The sequence below is a fragment of the Dyadobacter sp. CY347 genome (genome assembly GCF_021502655.1).
Lineage (GTDB): Bacteria > Bacteroidota > Bacteroidia > Cytophagales > Spirosomataceae > Dyadobacter.
This window is the reverse complement of sequence record NZ_JAKFFT010000010.1, coordinates 1-18,455: the sequence shown is the minus strand read 5'-3', so window position 1 is coordinate 18,455 and position 18,455 is coordinate 1. Positions and strand designations below refer to the sequence as shown.

Annotated in this window: 14 protein-coding genes; 7 read left to right on the top strand and 7 right to left on the bottom strand. The window is 46.2% G+C overall.

Annotated features, from left to right (window positions below):
* The first annotated feature begins 5 nt into the window (after nucleotides 1–5).
* From L0659_RS23080 to L0659_RS23070, 3 genes are all read left to right on the top strand, one after another.
* A complete protein-coding gene (locus L0659_RS23080) occupies nucleotides 6–2,093 on the top strand; it encodes a prolyl oligopeptidase family protein (protein WP_235128941.1) in 2,088 nt (695 codons plus the stop codon).
* 290 nt (nucleotides 2,094–2,383) lie between these two features.
* Nucleotides 2,384–4,507: a bifunctional aldolase/short-chain dehydrogenase gene (locus tag L0659_RS23075; RefSeq protein WP_235128940.1), complete on the top strand. Its 2,124-nt coding sequence runs from the start codon at nucleotides 2,384–2,386 to the stop codon at nucleotides 4,505–4,507.
* 130 nt (nucleotides 4,508–4,637) lie between these two features.
* Nucleotides 4,638–5,921 carry a TIM barrel protein gene (locus L0659_RS23070; RefSeq protein WP_235128939.1) on the top strand — a complete coding sequence of 428 codons (1,284 nt, stop codon included), beginning with the start codon at nucleotides 4,638–4,640 and terminating at the stop codon, nucleotides 5,919–5,921.
* 361 nt (nucleotides 5,922–6,282) lie between these two features.
* Here the strand turns inward: L0659_RS23070 and L0659_RS23065 are convergent, their stop codons facing one another.
* Together L0659_RS23065 and L0659_RS23060 are read right to left on the bottom strand one after the other, a co-directional pair.
* Nucleotides 6,283–7,302, bottom strand: a complete 1,020-nt coding sequence (locus tag L0659_RS23065) for a GntR family transcriptional regulator (protein ID WP_235128938.1) — start codon at nucleotides 7,300–7,302, stop codon at nucleotides 6,283–6,285.
* A gap of 95 nt (nucleotides 7,303–7,397) precedes the next feature.
* On the bottom strand, nucleotides 7,398–8,756 hold the full coding sequence (locus L0659_RS23060; RefSeq protein ID WP_235128937.1) for a DUF6600 domain-containing protein: 1,359 nt from the start codon (nucleotides 8,754–8,756) through the stop codon (nucleotides 7,398–7,400).
* Nucleotides 8,757–9,058: 302 nt separating this feature from the next.
* On the opposite strand from L0659_RS23060, the gene arfB reads away from it, so the two are divergent.
* Both arfB and L0659_RS23050 read left to right on the top strand, forming a co-directional pair.
* Nucleotides 9,059–9,466, top strand: coding sequence for an alternative ribosome rescue aminoacyl-tRNA hydrolase ArfB (gene arfB, locus L0659_RS23055; protein WP_235128936.1), 408 nt, complete (start codon nucleotides 9,059–9,061; stop codon nucleotides 9,464–9,466).
* Between the two features lie 32 nt (nucleotides 9,467–9,498).
* Entirely contained in the window at nucleotides 9,499–10,740 is a 1,242-nt protein-coding gene (locus L0659_RS23050; protein WP_235128935.1) for an MFS transporter, read from the top strand.
* Between the two features lie 14 nt (nucleotides 10,741–10,754).
* On the opposite strand, the gene L0659_RS23045 is transcribed toward L0659_RS23050, so the two are convergent.
* From L0659_RS23045 to L0659_RS23025, 5 genes are all read right to left on the bottom strand, one after another.
* Complete coding sequence (locus tag L0659_RS23045) at nucleotides 10,755–11,096, bottom strand: DUF6984 family protein (protein WP_235128934.1); 342 nt, start codon at nucleotides 11,094–11,096, stop codon at nucleotides 10,755–10,757.
* A complete protein-coding gene (locus L0659_RS23040; protein WP_235128933.1) occupies nucleotides 11,093–12,166 on the bottom strand; it encodes a hypothetical protein in 1,074 nt (357 codons plus the stop codon). The genes L0659_RS23045 and L0659_RS23040 overlap by 4 nt, the downstream gene beginning before the upstream one ends.
* A 23-nt stretch (nucleotides 12,167–12,189) precedes the next feature.
* Nucleotides 12,190–12,534 carry a DUF5615 family PIN-like protein gene (locus tag L0659_RS23035; RefSeq protein ID WP_235128932.1) on the bottom strand — a complete coding sequence of 115 codons (345 nt, stop codon included), beginning with the start codon at nucleotides 12,532–12,534 and terminating at the stop codon, nucleotides 12,190–12,192.
* Nucleotides 12,524–12,769, bottom strand: a complete 246-nt coding sequence (locus L0659_RS23030) for a DUF433 domain-containing protein (RefSeq protein ID WP_235128931.1) — start codon at nucleotides 12,767–12,769, stop codon at nucleotides 12,524–12,526. The genes L0659_RS23035 and L0659_RS23030 overlap by 11 nt, the downstream gene beginning before the upstream one ends.
* Before the next feature lie 103 nt (nucleotides 12,770–12,872).
* Complete coding sequence (locus L0659_RS23025; RefSeq protein WP_235128930.1) at nucleotides 12,873–16,316, bottom strand: HEAT repeat domain-containing protein; 3,444 nt, start codon at nucleotides 16,314–16,316, stop codon at nucleotides 12,873–12,875.
* Nucleotides 16,317–16,533: 217 nt separating this feature from the next.
* Here L0659_RS23025 and L0659_RS23020 point away from each other — a divergent pair, with 217 nt between their 5' ends.
* Nucleotides 16,534–17,826: a hemolysin family protein gene (locus L0659_RS23020; protein ID WP_235128929.1), complete on the top strand. Its 1,293-nt coding sequence runs from the start codon at nucleotides 16,534–16,536 to the stop codon at nucleotides 17,824–17,826.
* A 65-nt stretch (nucleotides 17,827–17,891) separates the two neighbouring features.
* Entirely contained in the window at nucleotides 17,892–18,284 is a 393-nt protein-coding gene (locus L0659_RS23015) for a hypothetical protein (protein ID WP_235128928.1), read from the top strand.
* Nucleotides 18,285–18,455 lie beyond the last annotated feature (171 nt).

Below are 18,455 nucleotides of genomic sequence, written 5' to 3'. Positions count from 1 at the left end.
TTGTAATGACTATCCTTGCCGCTTCCATGCTGAACGACAGTTTGGGCCAAAAGCCCGATTATCCGGTGACAAACAAAGTTGATCACACTGACGACTACCACGGAGTTAAAGTTTCTGATCCTTATCGCTGGCTGGAAGACGATCGTTCGAAGGAAACAGGCGAGTGGGTGAAGGCGCAGAATGCAGTTACATTCAGTTATTTAGATAAGATCCCTTTTAAAAATAAGATCTTCCTTGATCTTGAAAAGGCATATAATTATCCCAAATATTCGGCCCCAAGGAAAAAAGGCGATTATTATTATTTCTATAAAAATGATGGTCTGCAAAATCAGGCCGTGCTATATCGTCAGGAAGGAGAGAACGGCACGCCTGAAACTGTAATCGATCCGAATAAACTTTCGGCATACGGCACAACGCGGCTCACCGTTTTTAGCCTTTCAAAAGACGGAAATCACGCAGTGCTAGGCTTTTCCCAAGGCGGCTCCGACTGGCAGGAATATCAGGTGATGGACATGAAAACCCTGTCCATGCTTTCAGATAAGGTTGAATGGGTGAAAATTTCCGGTGCAGCGTGGCAGGGCGATGGCTTTTATTATAGTCGCTACCCAAAGCCCGAAGGCAGTGCATTGGCCGCGAAAAATGAGAACCATCAGGTTTACTTCCACAAAATCGGGACAACACAAAGCGAAGACAAGCTCGTATTTGAAGATCCGGCAAATCCACAGCGGTTCCATACCATCGGCACAACTGAGGATGAGCAGTTTGCGGTGTTAAGCGTAAGCGATCGGGGGAAAGGGAAGGACGGGAATGGTTTGTGGATTTTGAAAAAAGGAGAAACGACATTTACACCGATTAAGGAAGAGATAACGGATTTTCAATATGGAGTTATCGAGAATGTTGGAAACGATTTTCTGATTGAAACCAATGAAAATGCGCCAAATAGCAAGGTTATGCGCTATGTTTCGGCGTCGAAATCCTGGAAAACCGTTCTCCCTGAAAAGCCTGAACCGCTATTAGGAGCCGGGCTTGCCGGGAACAAATTGTTTGCCTCCTATTCCAAGGACGTTAGCAGCCGTGCATACGTTTACAGCATCGAGGGAGCATTGGAAAATGAGGTGAAATTGCCAGGACTGGGAACTGCCAGCGGATTCGGTGGTGAGCGCGAAGACAGCTTTGTTTTTTACACCTATACATCATTCAACTACCCTCCGACGATCTTCAAATACGACATTGCCAGCAAGAAGAGCGCAGTTTTTCGTGAGCCGGAAGTGTCCTTCAAACCGGAAGATTACGAAACTGAACAGGTTTTTTATCCCAGCAAAGACGGCACTAAGATCCCCGCTTTTATCACCTATAAAAAAGGAATGAAACGCGACGGCTCGAATCCGACGATTTTGTACGGTTATGGTGGATTTAACATTAGCCTAACCCCAGGTTTCAGTCCCACACGCATTCCGTTCCTGGATCAGGGCGGCATTTACGTGCAGGCCAACTTGCGTGGCGGAAGCGAATATGGTGAGAAATGGCACGAGCAGGGAATGAAGCTCAAAAAGCAGAATGTTTTTGACGATTTCATTGCCGCCGCTGAGTTTTTGATCAAAGAAAAATATACATCCGCTGCAAGACTAGCCATCCAAGGCGGTTCTAACGGCGGGTTGCTGGTAGGAACCGTAATGAACCAGCGGCCTGAGCTTTTCAAAGTCGCCTTCCCGGCAGTGGGCGTGATGGACATGCTCCGTTTCCACAAATTCACCATCGGCTGGAACTGGATTGCAGACTACGGAAGCAGCGACAACGCCGAAGAATTCAAAGTCCTGTACGCTTATTCGCCCCTGCACAACATTAAGGAAGGGGGAAAATATCCTTCAACCATGATCACAACCGCCGATCACGACGACCGAGTTGTGCCCGCACATTCATTCAAATACGCAGCCGAACTCCAAACCAAAGCAGGCAAATCATCCGAAAACCCATTACTAATCCGCATCGACACCAACTCAGGCCACGGCGCCAGCAACACCAAAAAAGCATTGGAAACCCAGGCAGACATTTACGCATTTATGTTTGCTAATATGGGGTTGGTTTGGAAGTGATGCATTGGCGTGATTCCATGCGTCTATACTAATTCGCATATTAAGTAAGGTAAAAAGCTCTCAAAATGGTCTGAACAATTACACCCTTGTTCGGACCATTCTTGTTTTAGGGTAACTTCTTAATTTCCCATTATTTCTTAATTTATTTCTACATGCAGGATACAACAGGACGGTGGGAATTCGTAAGTTTTCTAATCTTGTGACAGTTACAGAGTAGTATTCATGAAGTGATACCCTTTCAGAAATTGAATCACTTACCTCAAAAATGATAATTAATCAACTACAAAAATATGAGCAGTTCTAATGTAAGCCAGTACAGGTATGTCAGCTATTTATGGGATGAAAGCAAAGCGGCCTCGCTTGGTGACGATCAGGTAGCACTTCTTTTGTACCGTTCCAATTTGTTGGGCGCAGACCTCCGTCTTACTAACTACGCCGGTGGTAACACAAGTTGTAAAACCATCGAAAAAGATCCTTTGACTGGCAATCCGGTCGAGGTAATGTGGATCAAAGGTTCTGGTGGTGACATTGGCACTTTAACAAGAAGCGGGTTGGCTGGACTTTACCAGGACCGCCTGCACAATTTGAAAAATATTTACCGCGGTTTGGAATTTGAAGATGAAATGGTTGAGCTTTTTAACCACTGCATTTACGATCTTAAATCCAAAGCGCCTTCCATAGATACGCCATTGCACGGCTTATTGCCATTTAAGCACATCGATCACTTGCACCCGGATGCATTGATTGCCATTGCTGCATCGAAAGAAGGAGAAGCCATTACCAAAGAATTGTTTAACGGAGAACTGGCGTGGGTGCCCTGGCAACGTCCCGGTTTTGATCTTGGATTAAAACTGGAACAGGCATTGGCAGAAAATCCGGGGATCCGGGGAATCGTATTGGGTGGACATGGTTTGTTTACCTGGGGTGATACGGCTTACGAATCCTACATTAATACGCTGGATACGATTGAAAGAGCATCCGAATATCTGAATGAAAATTACGGCAAGAACCGTCCGGTTTTCGGAGGTCAGCGCCTTGAAAGTGAGCCGGAAGCACGCCGGTTAGAAATTGCTGGTAAGCTGGCGCCATACTTGCGCGGACTGGCTTCCGAGCAACAAGCGATGATCGGACATTTTACGGATGACGCGCGTGTGCTGGAATTCATCGGCAGCCATGATCTTGATAAACTGGCACCATTAGGCACAAGCTGCCCCGACCACTTCCTGCGTACAAAAATTCGTCCGTTGGTTCTCGACTTCCCATTTGAAAAACTTGGTTTAACAGACCAGGAAATCCTGGATCAAATCCGTCCGCAGTTCGAGGCTTACCGCGCTGATTACCAAGCTTATTATGACCGTTGCAAACACGACAACAGCCCGGCCGTTCGTGATCCGAACCCGGTTATCATCTTGGTGCCAGGTGTTGGTATGTTCTCTTTCGCGAAGGACAAGCAAACTACACGTGTAGCGGCAGAGTTTTATATCAATGCAATCAATGTAATGAAGGGCGCGGAAGCAATTTCTTCTTACGTTTCACTGCCTGAGCAAGAGGCATTTGACATTGAATACTGGCTTCTGGAAGAAGCTAAATTGCAGCGTATGCCCAAAGAAAAGTCAGTGTCACGCAAAATTGCGGTCGTTACAGGCGGTTCAGGCGGGATTGGAAAGGCCATTGCATTGAAATTGCTGCAAGAAGGCGCCTGCGTTGTGATTTCAGACATTGATGAAAAAGCACTGGCAGAAACCAAAGCTGAATTTGACGCCAAATTTGGTAAAGACTTCTCAGCAACCACCATTGCGAATGTGCTGGAAGTAGATCAGATCAAAGCTGCATTGCATACGACAAAATTGAAATATGGCGGTGTTGATATCATCGTAAACTGCGCCGGCTTATCCATTTCAAAACCGTTGGCAGAAACCACCATTAAGGATTGGGATATTTTGCAGGATGTGTTGGTAAAAGGCCAGTTCCTGGTTTCTCAGGAAGCGGTTGCCATCATGCGTCAGCAAGGTTTGGGCGGAGATATCATTAACATTGCCAGCAAAAACGGAATTGTTTCCGGACCAAACAATGTAGCCTACGGAACTGCAAAAGCGGCTCAGCAACATATGTCACGCCTTTTGGCAGCGGAATTGGGGCCTGATAAAATCCGCGTGAACGTGGTGAACCCGGATGCAGTAATTGCTGGAAGCAAGATCTGGGAAAGCGGCTGGGCAGCAGGACGGGCAAAGGCTTATGGCATCAGTGTAGCGGAATTGCCTGCTTATTATGCCAAAAGGACAGTTTTGAATGCTGAAATCCATACGGAGGACATTGCAAACGGTGTTTACATTTTTGTAAGCGGACTTTTGAACAAAAGCACCGGAAATGTAATCAATGTAGACGGCGGCGTTCCGGCGGCGTTTTTAAGATAAACAAAAAACCGAAATATTCCCGCGACTTTAAAGTCGCGGAAATGTTTTCAATGATCTTACATTTCAAGATTTTTTAAATTAGACTTTCTGAGTTTTTACAACTTGGGAAGTCTTTTAAATTTTAACAAAAATGAAAATTGATCAATATCAGATTGACCAGCATAACGACAGCTTATCACAGCGTCACGATAATCATCTAAGGTTCTTAAAAGAGCAGCTGGGCGAGCAGGGAATCAATGCAAGCGAAGTAATTAGTGCACTGGCTGCTTTCCAGGTTGCTATTCCGAGTTGGGCTTTGGGAACTGGCGGGACGCGTTTCGGGCGTTTTTCTGGTGGCGGTGAACCACGTTCTTTGGAAGAAAAAGTTGAGGATGTAGGTCTTTTGCATGCATTAAACCGTTCGAGCGGATCCATTTCGCTCCATATTCCGTGGGACATTCCCCAGCAGGCGGAATCTATTATCAGCCTGGCTTCTTCACTGGACCTGAAATTTGACGCAGTTAATTCCAATACTTTTCAGGACCAGAAAGATCAGGCGCATTCTTACAAATTCGGGTCGCTTTCGCATGTGGATCCTGCGGTTCGGAAACAAGCCGTTGAGCACAACATTGAAGTGATCAAATATGGCAAAGACTTGGGGTCGAAAGCATTATCAATCTGGCTCTCAGATGGTTCTTGCTTTCCGGGACAGTCCAACTTCGTAAGAGCATTCCAAAATACACTTGAATCTTTACAGGAAATCTACGCTGAGCTGCCCGCCGACTGGAAAGTTTATGTGGAATACAAAGCATACGAACCGAATTTCTATTCAACTGTTATACAGGATTGGGGCAGTTCATTGCTTTTCTGCCAGAAATTGGGCCCGAAAGCAGATGTGCTGGTCGACTTGGGACACCATTTGCCAAATGCAAACATTGAACAGATTGTCGCAACGTTAATGATGGAAGGCCGTTTGGCAGGTTTCCATTTCAATGATTCCAAATATGGTGATGATGACCTTACTGTAGGCAGCATCCGTCCATATATGCTGTTCCTGATCTTTGTCGAATTGGTAGAAGGCATGAAACGCGCACACCGCTCAGCCGACACCTACGCCTGGATGATCGACGCAAGCCATAATGTAAAAGATCCACTGGAAGATCTGCTGCAATCCGTTGAAGCCATTCTGATATCCTACGCACAAGCATTGCTGGTCGACCGCAAAAAACTGGAACAAGCCAGAAATCAAAACGATGTTGTGCTAGCCCAGCAAATCCTCCAAAACGCATTCAGAACAGACGTACGCCCATTGGTACGAGAATCCATGCGGCTAAGCGGCGGTTCACTGGACCCGATTGGGTTGTTCCGGAATTTAAAAGTTCGGAATGAGTTGATGAACGAGCGGGGTAGGGTTACGGTGGCGACCGGGCTTTAGGGTTGACAGGAGCATTGTGCTAGCACTTCGACCGGCCGGCGGCCCGGTACGCTAAGTGTGACAGGGCTGGGCTTCACTTCGGGTTGGGGGGAGCGTCTTGCTTGCACTTCGGCCGCCCGGCGGCCCGGTCCGCTCAGTGTGACAGGGCATTGCGGTCTAAGTTGGACGTTGACAATAACAAGCAGTTAGCTGGCAAATACGACCTGTCGGCCTGAGCGGCCCGGGCCGCCGGGCGGTCGAAGGCACGTCCCCAACGCCCTGTCACACTGAGCGGACCGGGCCGCCGGGCGGTCGAAGTGCGTCCCCAACGCTCCTGACAAGCAAACCAGCGAACAGGCGACCATGCGAACAAGCAAACACTTCAAAGCGACTTCCTCCTTATCAACGTGAACGGATTCTTCACGATCGCCCTTCGGTTCTCCGTAATCAATTCCGCGGCCGTTTTGCCCATTTGCTCATGATCTGTTGAAATGGTTGTGATTCCGTCCAGCAGGATTTCTTTTAATGGCGTTTCATTGTAGGAAATAATGCCAATGTCCTTCCCGATCGTCAGTTGCTGTTCGCGGCATCTTTTGATGAGGTTAACGAGGTCATTTTCTTCGATTACAACATATGCAGTATCCTTCACTGCAGTGCTGTTTTCATGAAAATCGTACATGATCTCGTGTTCGAACTCGTGTTGAATGCAGAAAATCCGGAAACCTTTGATAATCTCTTTGGGATAACGGATAATGGTCGGGAATATGAGGATCAGCTTTTTGTAGACTTTAAGCAGGTCAACGGCCTCATTTAATGCAGATACAATGTCTTTTTCGAAGTTTTGGAAGACTGATGAATGCTTTTTGCTGTTCAGTTCAATGTCTTTATCCAATAAAATCAGCTTCTCGGGTGGGATCATTTTTAATGCTTCAATGGCCTCTTCCGCCTTTTCGTAGAAATGCGGCATGATCACGTAATAATCGTATTCGCCCAGGCTGTTTTTAATCAAATTCTTGAAAATATTGGCATTGGAATGGTGAATGTGCAGGTCAACATTCACATTACGCCCCACATTCTCAACAAATGCATTGTAAATCTGCTTCTTATAGTTGCTTATTTTATTGAAAACCAAAAGAATACGCACAGATGTTTCAATGTCGACGCGGTTAATGAAGTAACCTTTGCCCCGAACGGAAATCAAAACGCCGTCTTTAATCAAATGTTTGTAAGCCTTTTCTACCGTGTCCCTGGAAAGCAAATATTCTTCACTTAACTGATTGATCGAAGGGATTTTATCGCCACGTTTTAATTTTCCTTTGCTGATCGCCTGCAACAGCGACTTGATGATTTGCATGTATTTTGGCGCACTTTCCTTAAACTCAATGTCAAATTGTATTTCCATTAAAACGGTATTTAAATGCCCGGTGACTATAAATTAAAAACAGCCGGGTAAGAAAACTACTTTCTTACCGGGCTGTTTTATTAGGCTTTTAAAATTTATCTCGGTCCTCTGCTGCTTCTTTCCGAAGCGCCACCGCCACCTCGGGAGCCTCTATCAGAACTTCCCTGAGAAGAGCGGGCATTAGGTGCGCTGCTTCTGGATTCGGAAGAACCTCTGTCCACAGAGCCGCGTTCCGACCGGCTTTCACGCTGAACAGGCGCTTCATAGGAACCTCTGTTTGGACTACTTTCACGCTGAGCAGGTGCTTCATATGATCCTCTGCTCGACCGGCTTTCACGTTGGACAGGAGCCTCGTAAGAACCTCTGTTTGGACTGCTTTCCCGTTGAGCGGGGGCTTCATAGGAGCCCCTTTCAGAACGGCTTTGTCGTGGTGCTGGCACTTCATAGGCTTCTCTGTTTCCGCCTGGGTTTACCGATTCATTACCACGTTCTGATCGGCTGCTTCTTTCTGAACCGTTGTTGGGCACTGTGCGATCGGGAGCGCGTTCTGCACGAGTTGGCGCTTCGTATTCGCGATTGCCGCGGCTGTTGTTATCATTCCGGTTGGCCTCGTATCCGGGGTTTCTGCCATTGCCGCCTCTGCTGCTGCGGTCTGATGATCCTGCATCAATGGTTGCACCGCGGCGATTGGCTTCATTATATCTGCTGCTGCGGTCAGTAGAACCGCGGCTGTTGTCATATCTGTCATTTCCACGGCTATTGCCGGCAACAACTACCCGACCTCTGTTCCGCACATCGATCTCACGAACCGAAACACTTCTTCTGGTTACGCGCTCAATTTCATCACGTCTCGGGCCATAAACATAAGTGCGGTTGTTGTTATAATAGTAGTTGTTAATGATCGTCGTTCTGCCATAATAATGCGAAACGCGGTTGCGCGGAGCGCAGTAGGAATGCCAGCGCGGACTGGTAATGTAACGCTGCGGTACAAAAACCCACCAGAACGAGGGAAGATTCACCGAAATGTTTACCTGCATACCAGGCCCCAACGGCGCCCAGCCATAATATCCGCCACCCGAACGCCAGTTAACCCAGGCCGGTCCCCATTCGTAACCGGGAATCCAGAACCAACCATTGTAATCATCAAACGACCAGCGGCCATAGTGAAATGGCGCCCAGCCCCAGTCGTAATCCGAAACCCAGGTGTTACCATATTCGGTCACTTCCCAATACCCTGCGGTGGAGTAGGGCTGGAAACCGGATGGTGCGTCGGGCACCCAAACAGAGCCGTACTGCGGCGTCCTGATCCATCTTCCGTAAGGAGATAATTCCTCGTAAAATGTTTGAAATGAAATGTTAACTCCGGGCTGAGCCTGTGTCTTGCTTGATATGGAAACACCGCCCAGCAAAAGCAAGATCAGGCCCATTATCCGAAGTGTTCGCATGATTTTCATGGCTATATGGATTAGTTGTTTTCTTTATTGAAATCGTAAGTAAGACACACTTTTATGGTTTTGGTTTAAACGTTGCGAAATGCTTCAATTGGTATAAATATTCGCTCTTTGGATAGAGTAACATTTCCGGTTCGACTTCTCAATCAGATTTTGAATTTAAGTATTTGATTATTAATGTTTTATTTGTTTTGAATAAAAGATTTCAAATGCTGTTTGCTGACTGTAAGACAATTGTAAACTAATTTAGCCCTATCCGCCATCATCAACATTAACAACACATTAACAATATTTTCAGTCAGCCAATGGTCAACCCTGAAATTTTACATAATGAACTGGTCTTTCAAACTGCGCGCAGCGGCGGAAAAGGAGGGCAGAATGTGAATAAAGTCGAAACAAAAGTCGAGCTGCGATTTGACATTAAAAATTCACAGCAACTCACCGATGAGCAGAAACAAACATTGATCGAAAAGCTCGCTAATAAGCTTACCAATGATCAGGTCCTGATCCTTTATCACCAGACCGAACGCTCACAACTGGGCAATAAGGAGAAAATTGTATCAAAGTTTAATGACCTGATCAAAAAGGCATTTACCGTACAAAAAAGCCGCCGCGCAACACGGCCAACGCTTGCTTCAAAACTGGACAGGCTGCAAACGAAGCAACGTAATTCCAGCATTAAATCGCTACGGAAAAAGTCTTTCGAAGAATAAATTCCGGCATCGCCAATTCATCTTTTAGCCAAATGAATGTCACAACTTCTGCTCAGCCCAAAATAAGCGCCGTACTTACAATTCCCGTTATCGTTGCCTCGCTGGGCTACTTTGTGGATGTTTATGACTTGCTGTTGTTCAACATTGTACGCGTGCCCAGCCTGAAAGATCTCGGATTATCCGAAGAGGAAATTTCGAGGATAGGTGCTAACATTTACAACTGGCAACAGGCGGGCTTGCTTCTGGGTGGCTTTATGTGGGGCATATTGGGCGATAAGCTGGGCCGAAGGTCTGTATTATTTGGGTCTATTTTTACTTATTCAATTGCGAACATTGCCTGTGGATTTGCCAATAATGTTGAGTTATATTCATTTCTGAGGTTCATTGCAGGATTAGGGCTCGCCGGAGAGCTTGGTGCGGGTATCACACTTATTGCAGAAATTTTACCAAAAGAGCTGCGCGGTTATGGGGCTTCGGTGGTGGCCAGCGTAGGCCTTGCCGGTGCTATTGCGGCATTTTTTGCTGTAAAACTGACGGATTGGCGAATTGCTTATTTCATAGGCGGCGGAATGGGTTTTATCCTGCTGGTTTTGAGGATTAATGTGCTGGAATCCATTATTTTCAACAAAAGCATAGAAAAGCGAGGAAAAAAGCCTGTGCCGTGGTGGACGATTTTCACAAGCTGGTCGCGGTTTGTGCGCTATATCCGCTGCATGGGAATCGGTTTGCCAACTTATATGGTGATCGGCATTTATTCAACATTTGGAAATGAATTCGCTAAGGCGCTGGGCATTACAGCCGACGTACAAGCAGCATCGTGCGTGCTTTACACATACATTGGCGTGGTAACAGGTGACTTTTTCAGCGGGATTTTAAGTCAGTGGCTGCGGTCCAGAAGAAAAGCAATTCTGTTAATGATGTCGATGACGCTCGCTGGCGTGATTTGGCTGCTTTATGGCGGGATTGAATCTACTACTGTGCTTTATGCATGTTATGTATGGCTTGGATTTTCAATCGGTTACATTGCCATGTTCCTGACAACAACGGCGGAACAATTCGGCACAAACTTACGCGCAACCGTAACCACTTCCGTAGCAAACAATGTACGGGCAACGGTTCTGATCACATTGCCTGTTTTTCAGCTCTTAAAGCCGGGATGGGGCGTGTTGAGCTCAGGCGCAATTGTTGGCGCTGTATGCTTTGCGCTGGCACTGCTTTCACTTTGGAAAATGGAAGAAACTTACGGGAAGGAACTGGATTACGAAGAGGCTTAAACCCTGGTTCTTTCCTAATCTGTTTTTTGTGAAAAAATCAGCTGATCCGGTCGCGGGTAATCGATGAGTTTTGAGAAATCTACTTTCCAGAAGTCGAGGTCAAGCAGGTGATTTTGTGTGTCTTTGGTAAGTGTGATAACAACCGGTGTTCCGTCGCTGTCGACATATTCTGCCTGGATAAGATCACCCTCATAAGCGTCCACATTGCCTCCCAGGCTAATGCTGCCCATTTTACCGCCTTCATATTCATCCACTTCTTTACTGATAGGATAGTCGTCCGGATTAAGGCTTAATTGTTGGAGCAGAAAATGAATGAGGTCAATTTCGTTTTGTCTGATGGGCCGTATGCTGCTCATGAATCGGCTTTTGAAATGCTGTTTTTGTTTCGCAACTGCTCCGCTTTTTTTCCTACAAACCAGAATGAAAGTGCCAGAATGGCAAAGAAAATTCCTTTGTTGGTCCTGTCCCAGAAATATTCGAAATATCTTGTATAAATATTAACCAGAAAGAAAACCAACCCCAGGTCACGCAATGTATCCAGTTTGTTCTGAAATGCGTAGGCAAGTAAAAGTGCAAGCATAATGCTGAAACCCAGCGCCCAATACCAGAAATAACTCTGCTTAATCGCCGTCCAGCCACTCAAATCGTCATAATTCCCAAAAATAGACAATGTCCATGCCGCCAAAAGAAACAGAAATAGACCGATGGAGTAGGTTGTGTCCTGGAAGAATGGCAGGAGTTTGAGCCTTGGCAAAGCAATTGAAAATAGCCAGATAGCCAGTCCGAATACGGTCATCCGCAAAGGATAGTTCATCCCTAAAAAGCGGTAATTTCCGCCCGACCAAAAATGCGTCTGCGCGCCCCACCAGCCCGCCAGGGAAATAATCATTACAGTCCATAGCAATGTAGAACGCAGGAAAACCGCCGCGCCCCCGTAAACAATGGTCGCTATGAGCAATGGGATAGCATAATTTCCTTCAAAATTCGTGAAGCTGCGCGTCCAGTAAGTGATCGCGACGCCAATAGTGAGGATAATGGTAATGTTGTAAGTTTCGTTACTGGCCTTTGAGGCGGGATATTTGGTTTGTCTTCTTTTGGCCAGAAAAATAAATAAAGCCGCTAATGCAGTAAACCCAACCCCAAAGATGGTTGCCGAAAAACCCCATTTATTGCGCAGTTGTTCCAGCCACTTTTCATCCAGGACCAATGCGCCAAATGCAAGCAAACCGCAAGAAACAGCAGAAATTAAAGCGTAAACGGCAATTGCATCCACATTAGCATTCCGCAACTGGTAACTATTCCTCAATTCCTCCGCCAATTCTCCGGAAACCTTGCCGCTCTCCCGCCAATACTGAATAGCCTTATCAACAGCCTCCGCCTCCTTCTTATCTAATTCCATTAATGTCTTGCGTTGATGAATTGACATTTCAGCTCGGTAAAATTAATCCGTTAGTTAAATGCCTCAATCTTATCATTAAATATAACCACCAATTTGTATTCGTTGCTTAATGTTAAAACTTCTTCCCAGATCTCTGAAACGAGCATATGAAAATTTTTCATCGACATATTGCCGGTTCGAAAATGAATAATTCTTGGAGGAGGGGAGGAAATCAGGATCCGATTGGAGAAATCGGCATCTTTTGAAATAATGGTCATCTGGTTTTCTTTTGCCTTTGCCCAAATGTCAGAGTCAACAGCGGTCCGTTCAATGTTCAGCTGATGAATGTAATTTTCGTTATTCCAAAGGGAAAAATAGTAAGGTAAATTTACATCAATCAAGTACTTAGGCGACATGCTTTATCTCTTTGATGAAATAATTCCGGTTCATCATTTCAATCGCAAACTGATAGCAAGCATCGATATCCTCATTTTCCAGGCTAGGATACTGATATAATAATTCTTCCCGACTTGTGCCAGCGAACAAGAATTCAAGAACAGTCTGAACGGTGATCCGCATTCCGCGAATGACCGGACGGCCATTGCAAACATCAGGATTTACAGCAATTCTTTCGGTCAGGTAAGTTGTCATAGCTCAAAATTTAGCCAAAGATACGCATTATAAAGACAACGAATATTTTGGTAAATGCTTTCAAAATGAAAGGTCCGGATCATATAACCCGGACCTTCTTGCTTTATTTCCCGCTTTTCAGCCCTGATAGAAACTCAACCATATCCCTGATTTCCCTTTTGGACATGATTGTGCCCATGGGGGGCATACTGGATGGAACGTTGTCGCGTTTGGCGATCCTGGCGGTTGCGATTTTTAATGGTTCAGCTTCCGATGTTTTCAAAACCAGTTCGTGATCACTTTCCTGGCTGAGGATTCCGGCAGCGGATGTGCCGTCTTTTAATGTCAGCATAACCATTCCGAACCCAGGTGAAAGCCGCGCGCTTGGCTCGATCAGTGCCTGCAATATTTGCTCCCTTGACAGCACATTGCCAATGTTGGAAAGGTTAGGACCAACTTCACCGCCCTGACCGCCAATAGAATGGCAGCGCACACATTCAGCAGCTGAATTGGTCATAAAATATCTTCTTCCCAATTGCGCATTACCGCCAAAAAGCGCATCCTGATAATCAGCAACTGTCATTCCGGTTGTACGCAACGGAGCCAATTTTGCGATCAATGCGCTGGATTTGGTTGAATCAACCGCTTCCGAAAGATCCAATGCAAGGCTCTGCGGTAATTTCTTATCCGACATTTTACCGATCAGATCTTCAAAAATGCCTTCCGTTTTCGCGACGGGGATCGTGCCCAACACACGCAGCATCTGCTGTTGTTCCCTTACACTTCCTTTCTCAAAAATGCTTTTCGAAATATCGGTCAACGCTTCTTTTGACATATTTACGCTTCCTGCCATTCCCAATGCTGCCGTACGCACGTCCGCATCCGTATCGGTCATGCCGAGCTTCATTGCCGTTTCCATGTCCGAATATTTCAGTTCGTTCAACGCGACGAGCATTGCAGTTCTTACTTTCGCGTCCTTATGCGTGCTCAGGATTTTGGCCAATGCAGCATTGTTTTCAGACATTCCCAGATTCGTCACCATTTGCGCTGCGGCGATCAATGTGGCTGCGTCGTTATCATTTAGTAAGCCAGCAACAACTGGCTGTATTTTAGACTTCACAAGAGAAGGATCACGTTCTACAGCGCCCCTGTAACGACCGTCCACGCGATCCATCACCGATGGGCTCGCCCAGGTTCCTAACGCTGCCAATGCCTCAGTCCGAACGTCTTTGTCTACATCCGTTCTCTGTGCAAAAGCGATCAGATTATCCAATTGGTCATTTGTTCCAACTCTTAGAGAAGCATTGATAGCCCTTCTCAGTAACGGCTCAGAAGTGAATCTTTTCTCTTTTAAAAGTGCCGCTAATGCAGGAAGAGAAGCAGGAATTGACAAATCGTCATTGATTGCCCGGGCTGCCTCGGTCACAATGTATTCGTCTTTATCCTGCAAAAACACACTTATCTTCTCACTGCGCAATCTTCTTAAAACAAGCACTGCGGCAGTTCTAAGCGACTTATCAGGACTCGATGACAATGCTACGATCGGTTCAACTTCACCAATCCTTGATAATGCAAGCACGGCAGCATGTCTTAAATAAACATCCTGATCATTATTAACTTTAATCATAGCCAAAAGAGGCGCAACAGCTTGTTTATCAGCAATCCGGCCAAGCGCCTGCGCCCCGAAAAATTGCATTCTCGGATTTTTGGATGAAAGCATAGGGATCAACATGGGTCCCGCCTCGGCGATTTTGGCATCGCCAAGCACTTTTGCAGCTTGCACAGAAATTTCTTCATCCGAATCTTTCAGCAATGTCATCAACACATTCGCATAGGATTTGTCCTGGCGCGCCAGTTGTCCCATTCCCCAAATGCCGTGAATTCTTTCAAGCTGATTGCCCGTTTGCGCAATGGCTCTGCTCAACACCGCTGCGCCTTTTGCGCCACGCGTCGCCAACTCAAACTGTGCTTTCTGGCGGATACGCATATCCTGGTTGCCCAATAAGGTCAAAAGCATATCATCCGTTTGCTTTGTATAATCCAGCTGCATGAGTCGCTTGGTAACAGCGCGCAATTCTTTCAAGTCATTTTTGTCATCGGAGACATCCAGCTTCCAAACTCTTCCATAATTTTTTGTATCCCAACCATTGATCCAGTCAGCCACATATAATGCACCATCCGGTCCGAAGCGAATGCCCGTTGGCAGAATTCCGTTCAGAATATTTTTCTCACCATCCAAAACAAATGACGCACCCTTTGGTTTCAGACCAAATGCCCAGATCGGCGAACGCGCAGGGTTACCTACGAATTCAACCAGGAAGAATTTGTTTTTCCAAGCCGATCCCAATGCTGTTCCAGGGTTGTATTGCATACCCGTCGGACCATTATGGAAATTTTGAATAGGCGGGATAATGTATGCCGCCTGGCCATCCCAACGCGGTTTATACAATTGTTCATCCATCCAAACCTTGTAACTATTGTTCTTCGGATCCGTATATTTTCCGTATTGCCAGTTGGATCTCCAACCTGCATCCGAACCTTCCACAACATGGACTAACCGCTCGCTCTCACCGGGATGGTCACCGTCATTATCCGAGCTGATCAGGTTACCGTATTCATCAAAAACAAACTCGTGCGTGTTTCTCAGACCATGCGCAAAAACCTCAAAATCGCTTCCATCAGGATTGGAACGTGCGATGATGCCTGAGTTTGGATGCTCGTGTTTTACGCCTTCGGCTGTGGTAATGTTGGCTCCAATGTCCCCGATGTTCCAATAGATTTTGCCGTCCGGTCCTTCGATCGGGTTAGACATGCCGTGGCCGCCAAAACCGATATGGACGCCATAACCGTGGCTAATGGAGGTTTTTTGATCCAAAACCCCGTCACCATTTGTGTCCGTCAGTCGCCAAAGATCCGGTGCAATGGCAACAAATGCATCTTTTGCGCGGATGAGCACCCCGCCGGCAACGTCTGAAACTTCTTCAAAGAAATCATCCAGAATACGCATGGAAACATCTGCAATGCCATCGTTATCAGTGTCTTCAATGCGCCAAACCTCGTCTTTCTCTACGGCAAGGTCTTTCCAGTCATGGCTTCCGTCGCCATTCAGATCTTTTAACCAGCTGTTTTCCTTGCTTTTTTCAGGTGCAAAAGTGCTGCGAAGGAAAGCGCGGCGCTCTTCCACGGTTTGCAAAGCAATAGAAGCAGTCATCCAGTTCCGGTGACCGCGAATGTCGAATTCTGAATTTTTCTGACGGTTTGTCCGGTTTAGGTAAACCCTTCCCTGATCATCAACCGAGATAGCAACCGGGTCCGGCGCCAGTGAATCTGATGCCCAAAGATCGAGTTTGAGGCCGTCAGCAAGCTTAACGACCGTTTTGTCACGGATTTTTTTGGCGCGCGCCTTACCCGTCGCGGCATCTTCTTTAATGACGACCGCCGTGCTGTTTGTCTTCGATGTAGCGCCAGTTTTACCACCAGTCGGCGACATTTTCATACAAGACACCACCACAACACCCGTGGCAGCCAGAAGAATTAAAGGTTTTCGTAAATGTTTTTTGGAAATCATTGAGGCAGTTCCTTGTTCAGGATTTAGTTATAATCTTGGTTGGTCAGAATGAAAGAAATTTAAAGAGGCTTTTTCGGGGCCATTATACTGACAAAAACGCATTCAATACAATATTAAAACAATTCGTGTTGCACGCTTATGTGCCCATGTGTATTATTTGGAATAATTTTTTCATAACATGCAGTTCATTACCCTTTTTTTAAAAAACATATCTTGAATGGCTATCCAGGTTTTAATAACGTTAGTGCTTGTTTTGTTGAATGGTTTTTTCGTGGCTGCGGAGTTTGCGATTGTGAAAATCAGGGCTTCGCAATTGGAGCAAAAGGCGCAGGAGGGGAATCCAATGGCCATTCTATCAAAAAAAATCGTTGCTAACCTGGATGGATATCTGGCTGCTACACAATTCGGAATAACGCTGGCAAGTCTTGGTTTAGGTTGGATAGGGGAGCCGGTCGTTTCCAAAATACTGATTGGCGGAATGGAACTGGTGGGCATTTCACTGGATCCTGAGCTTGCGCATCAGATCGCATTACCAGCCGCATTTGCCATTATAACAGTCCTGCACATTGTTTTCGGTGAGCTGGCGCCTAAATCTATCGCCATACAACGCCCGGAAGCCACTACTTTGTTTTTATCCTATCCACTACATGGCTTCTACATCGTTTTCAGGCCGGTTGTCTGGATGTTGAATGGCATTGCCAATTTTATTCTCAAAGGCGTTGGCATCACGCCTTCGCACGGTAGCGAAGTGCATAGCAGCGATGAGTTACGCTATCTGGTTCAGCAGCAGAAAGATAGCGGGATGATCGAAGCAGCGGATTATGATCTGATCAAAAACGCATTCAACTTTTCGGAGCGGATCGCCAAGCAGATAATGATCCCGCGGCCACAGGTTTTTGGTATCGATATCAACGATTTCGATGAGGCGAAACTTGAAAAAGTCATTGAAGAAGGCTATTCAAGAATCCCGGTTTACGAGGATACATTGGACCAGATTGTGGGCGTACTGCATTTGAAAGATCTGCTTTTGAAAATGCGTCAGGGCAAGGAAATAGTGCTTACTGAGCTGATCCGGCCCATCTCGACGGTCCACGAATCAAAGCCGATCGGCGCATTGCTGCGTGATTTTCAGCTTAGCAGACAGCAAATGGCTGTGATCATTGATGAATATGGCGGCGTTGATGGGATTGTGACGATGGAAGATATTCTGGAAGAGCTGGTTGGGGAAATTCAGGATGAGTATGACAATGAGATTCCCATAGTGAAGAACGAAAGCGACAATACATATACAGTATTGGGTTCAGCGTCGATCACGGATATTAATGACAAACTTCCCCACGATATTTCTAAGGAGAGTGATTACGAAACGCTGGCCGGTTATCTGATCTATAAATTTGGCAGGATTCCAGCAGTGGGCGAAAAACTTAAAACGAAACATTTTGAGTTTACCATTCTTAAAAAACATCGCGCAACCATATCGCAAGTAAAAATTACAGTGTTCGATGACTGATTATTTATAGGAGAAGATTCGAAAAAGTTTAAATCGACGACATGATGAGACAGCCCTGTATAAGTTTGATTATATTCTTTTTTATAGCCTTTATTCCTGCTTTCGCTCAAACCAAAAAGAAAGATTCTTTCCCTACTTACGAGCAAATCCGAGGGAACAAATCAGAAATATACGATTTCGTAGCGCCACAGAGCATCAATGCCAACCCAGTTTCCGCAATTCCTGAAACCGGTAAATACAATCTAATCAGGCGCACCAATGTCACCGAGCATAGGTTTGACGTTTTCGGTTATCCCAAAGACAGCGTTACCTATATTTTGAACGGCAGAAAGGAAAAAAACGCGAAACGCGCAGAAACGGAGCTCAAAACAAAAAGCAGTAATATCACTAACATTTCAATAGGCGCGGTGGATGAGAAGGGGAGAAGGGTGGTTCGGATTGATTATGAGGTGAAGTAGTTTCCGGCTTATCAGCCTGAGCGTACCGGGCCGCCGGGCGGTCGAGGGCCCTGTCAGCCTGAGCGTACCGGGCCGCCGGGCGGTCGAAGGCCCTGTCAGCCTGAGCGGAGTCGAAGGCGCGCTACTCCTGGGGTACGCGGCGTCGGCGACGCGCCCGGGGGCAGGGGGTGG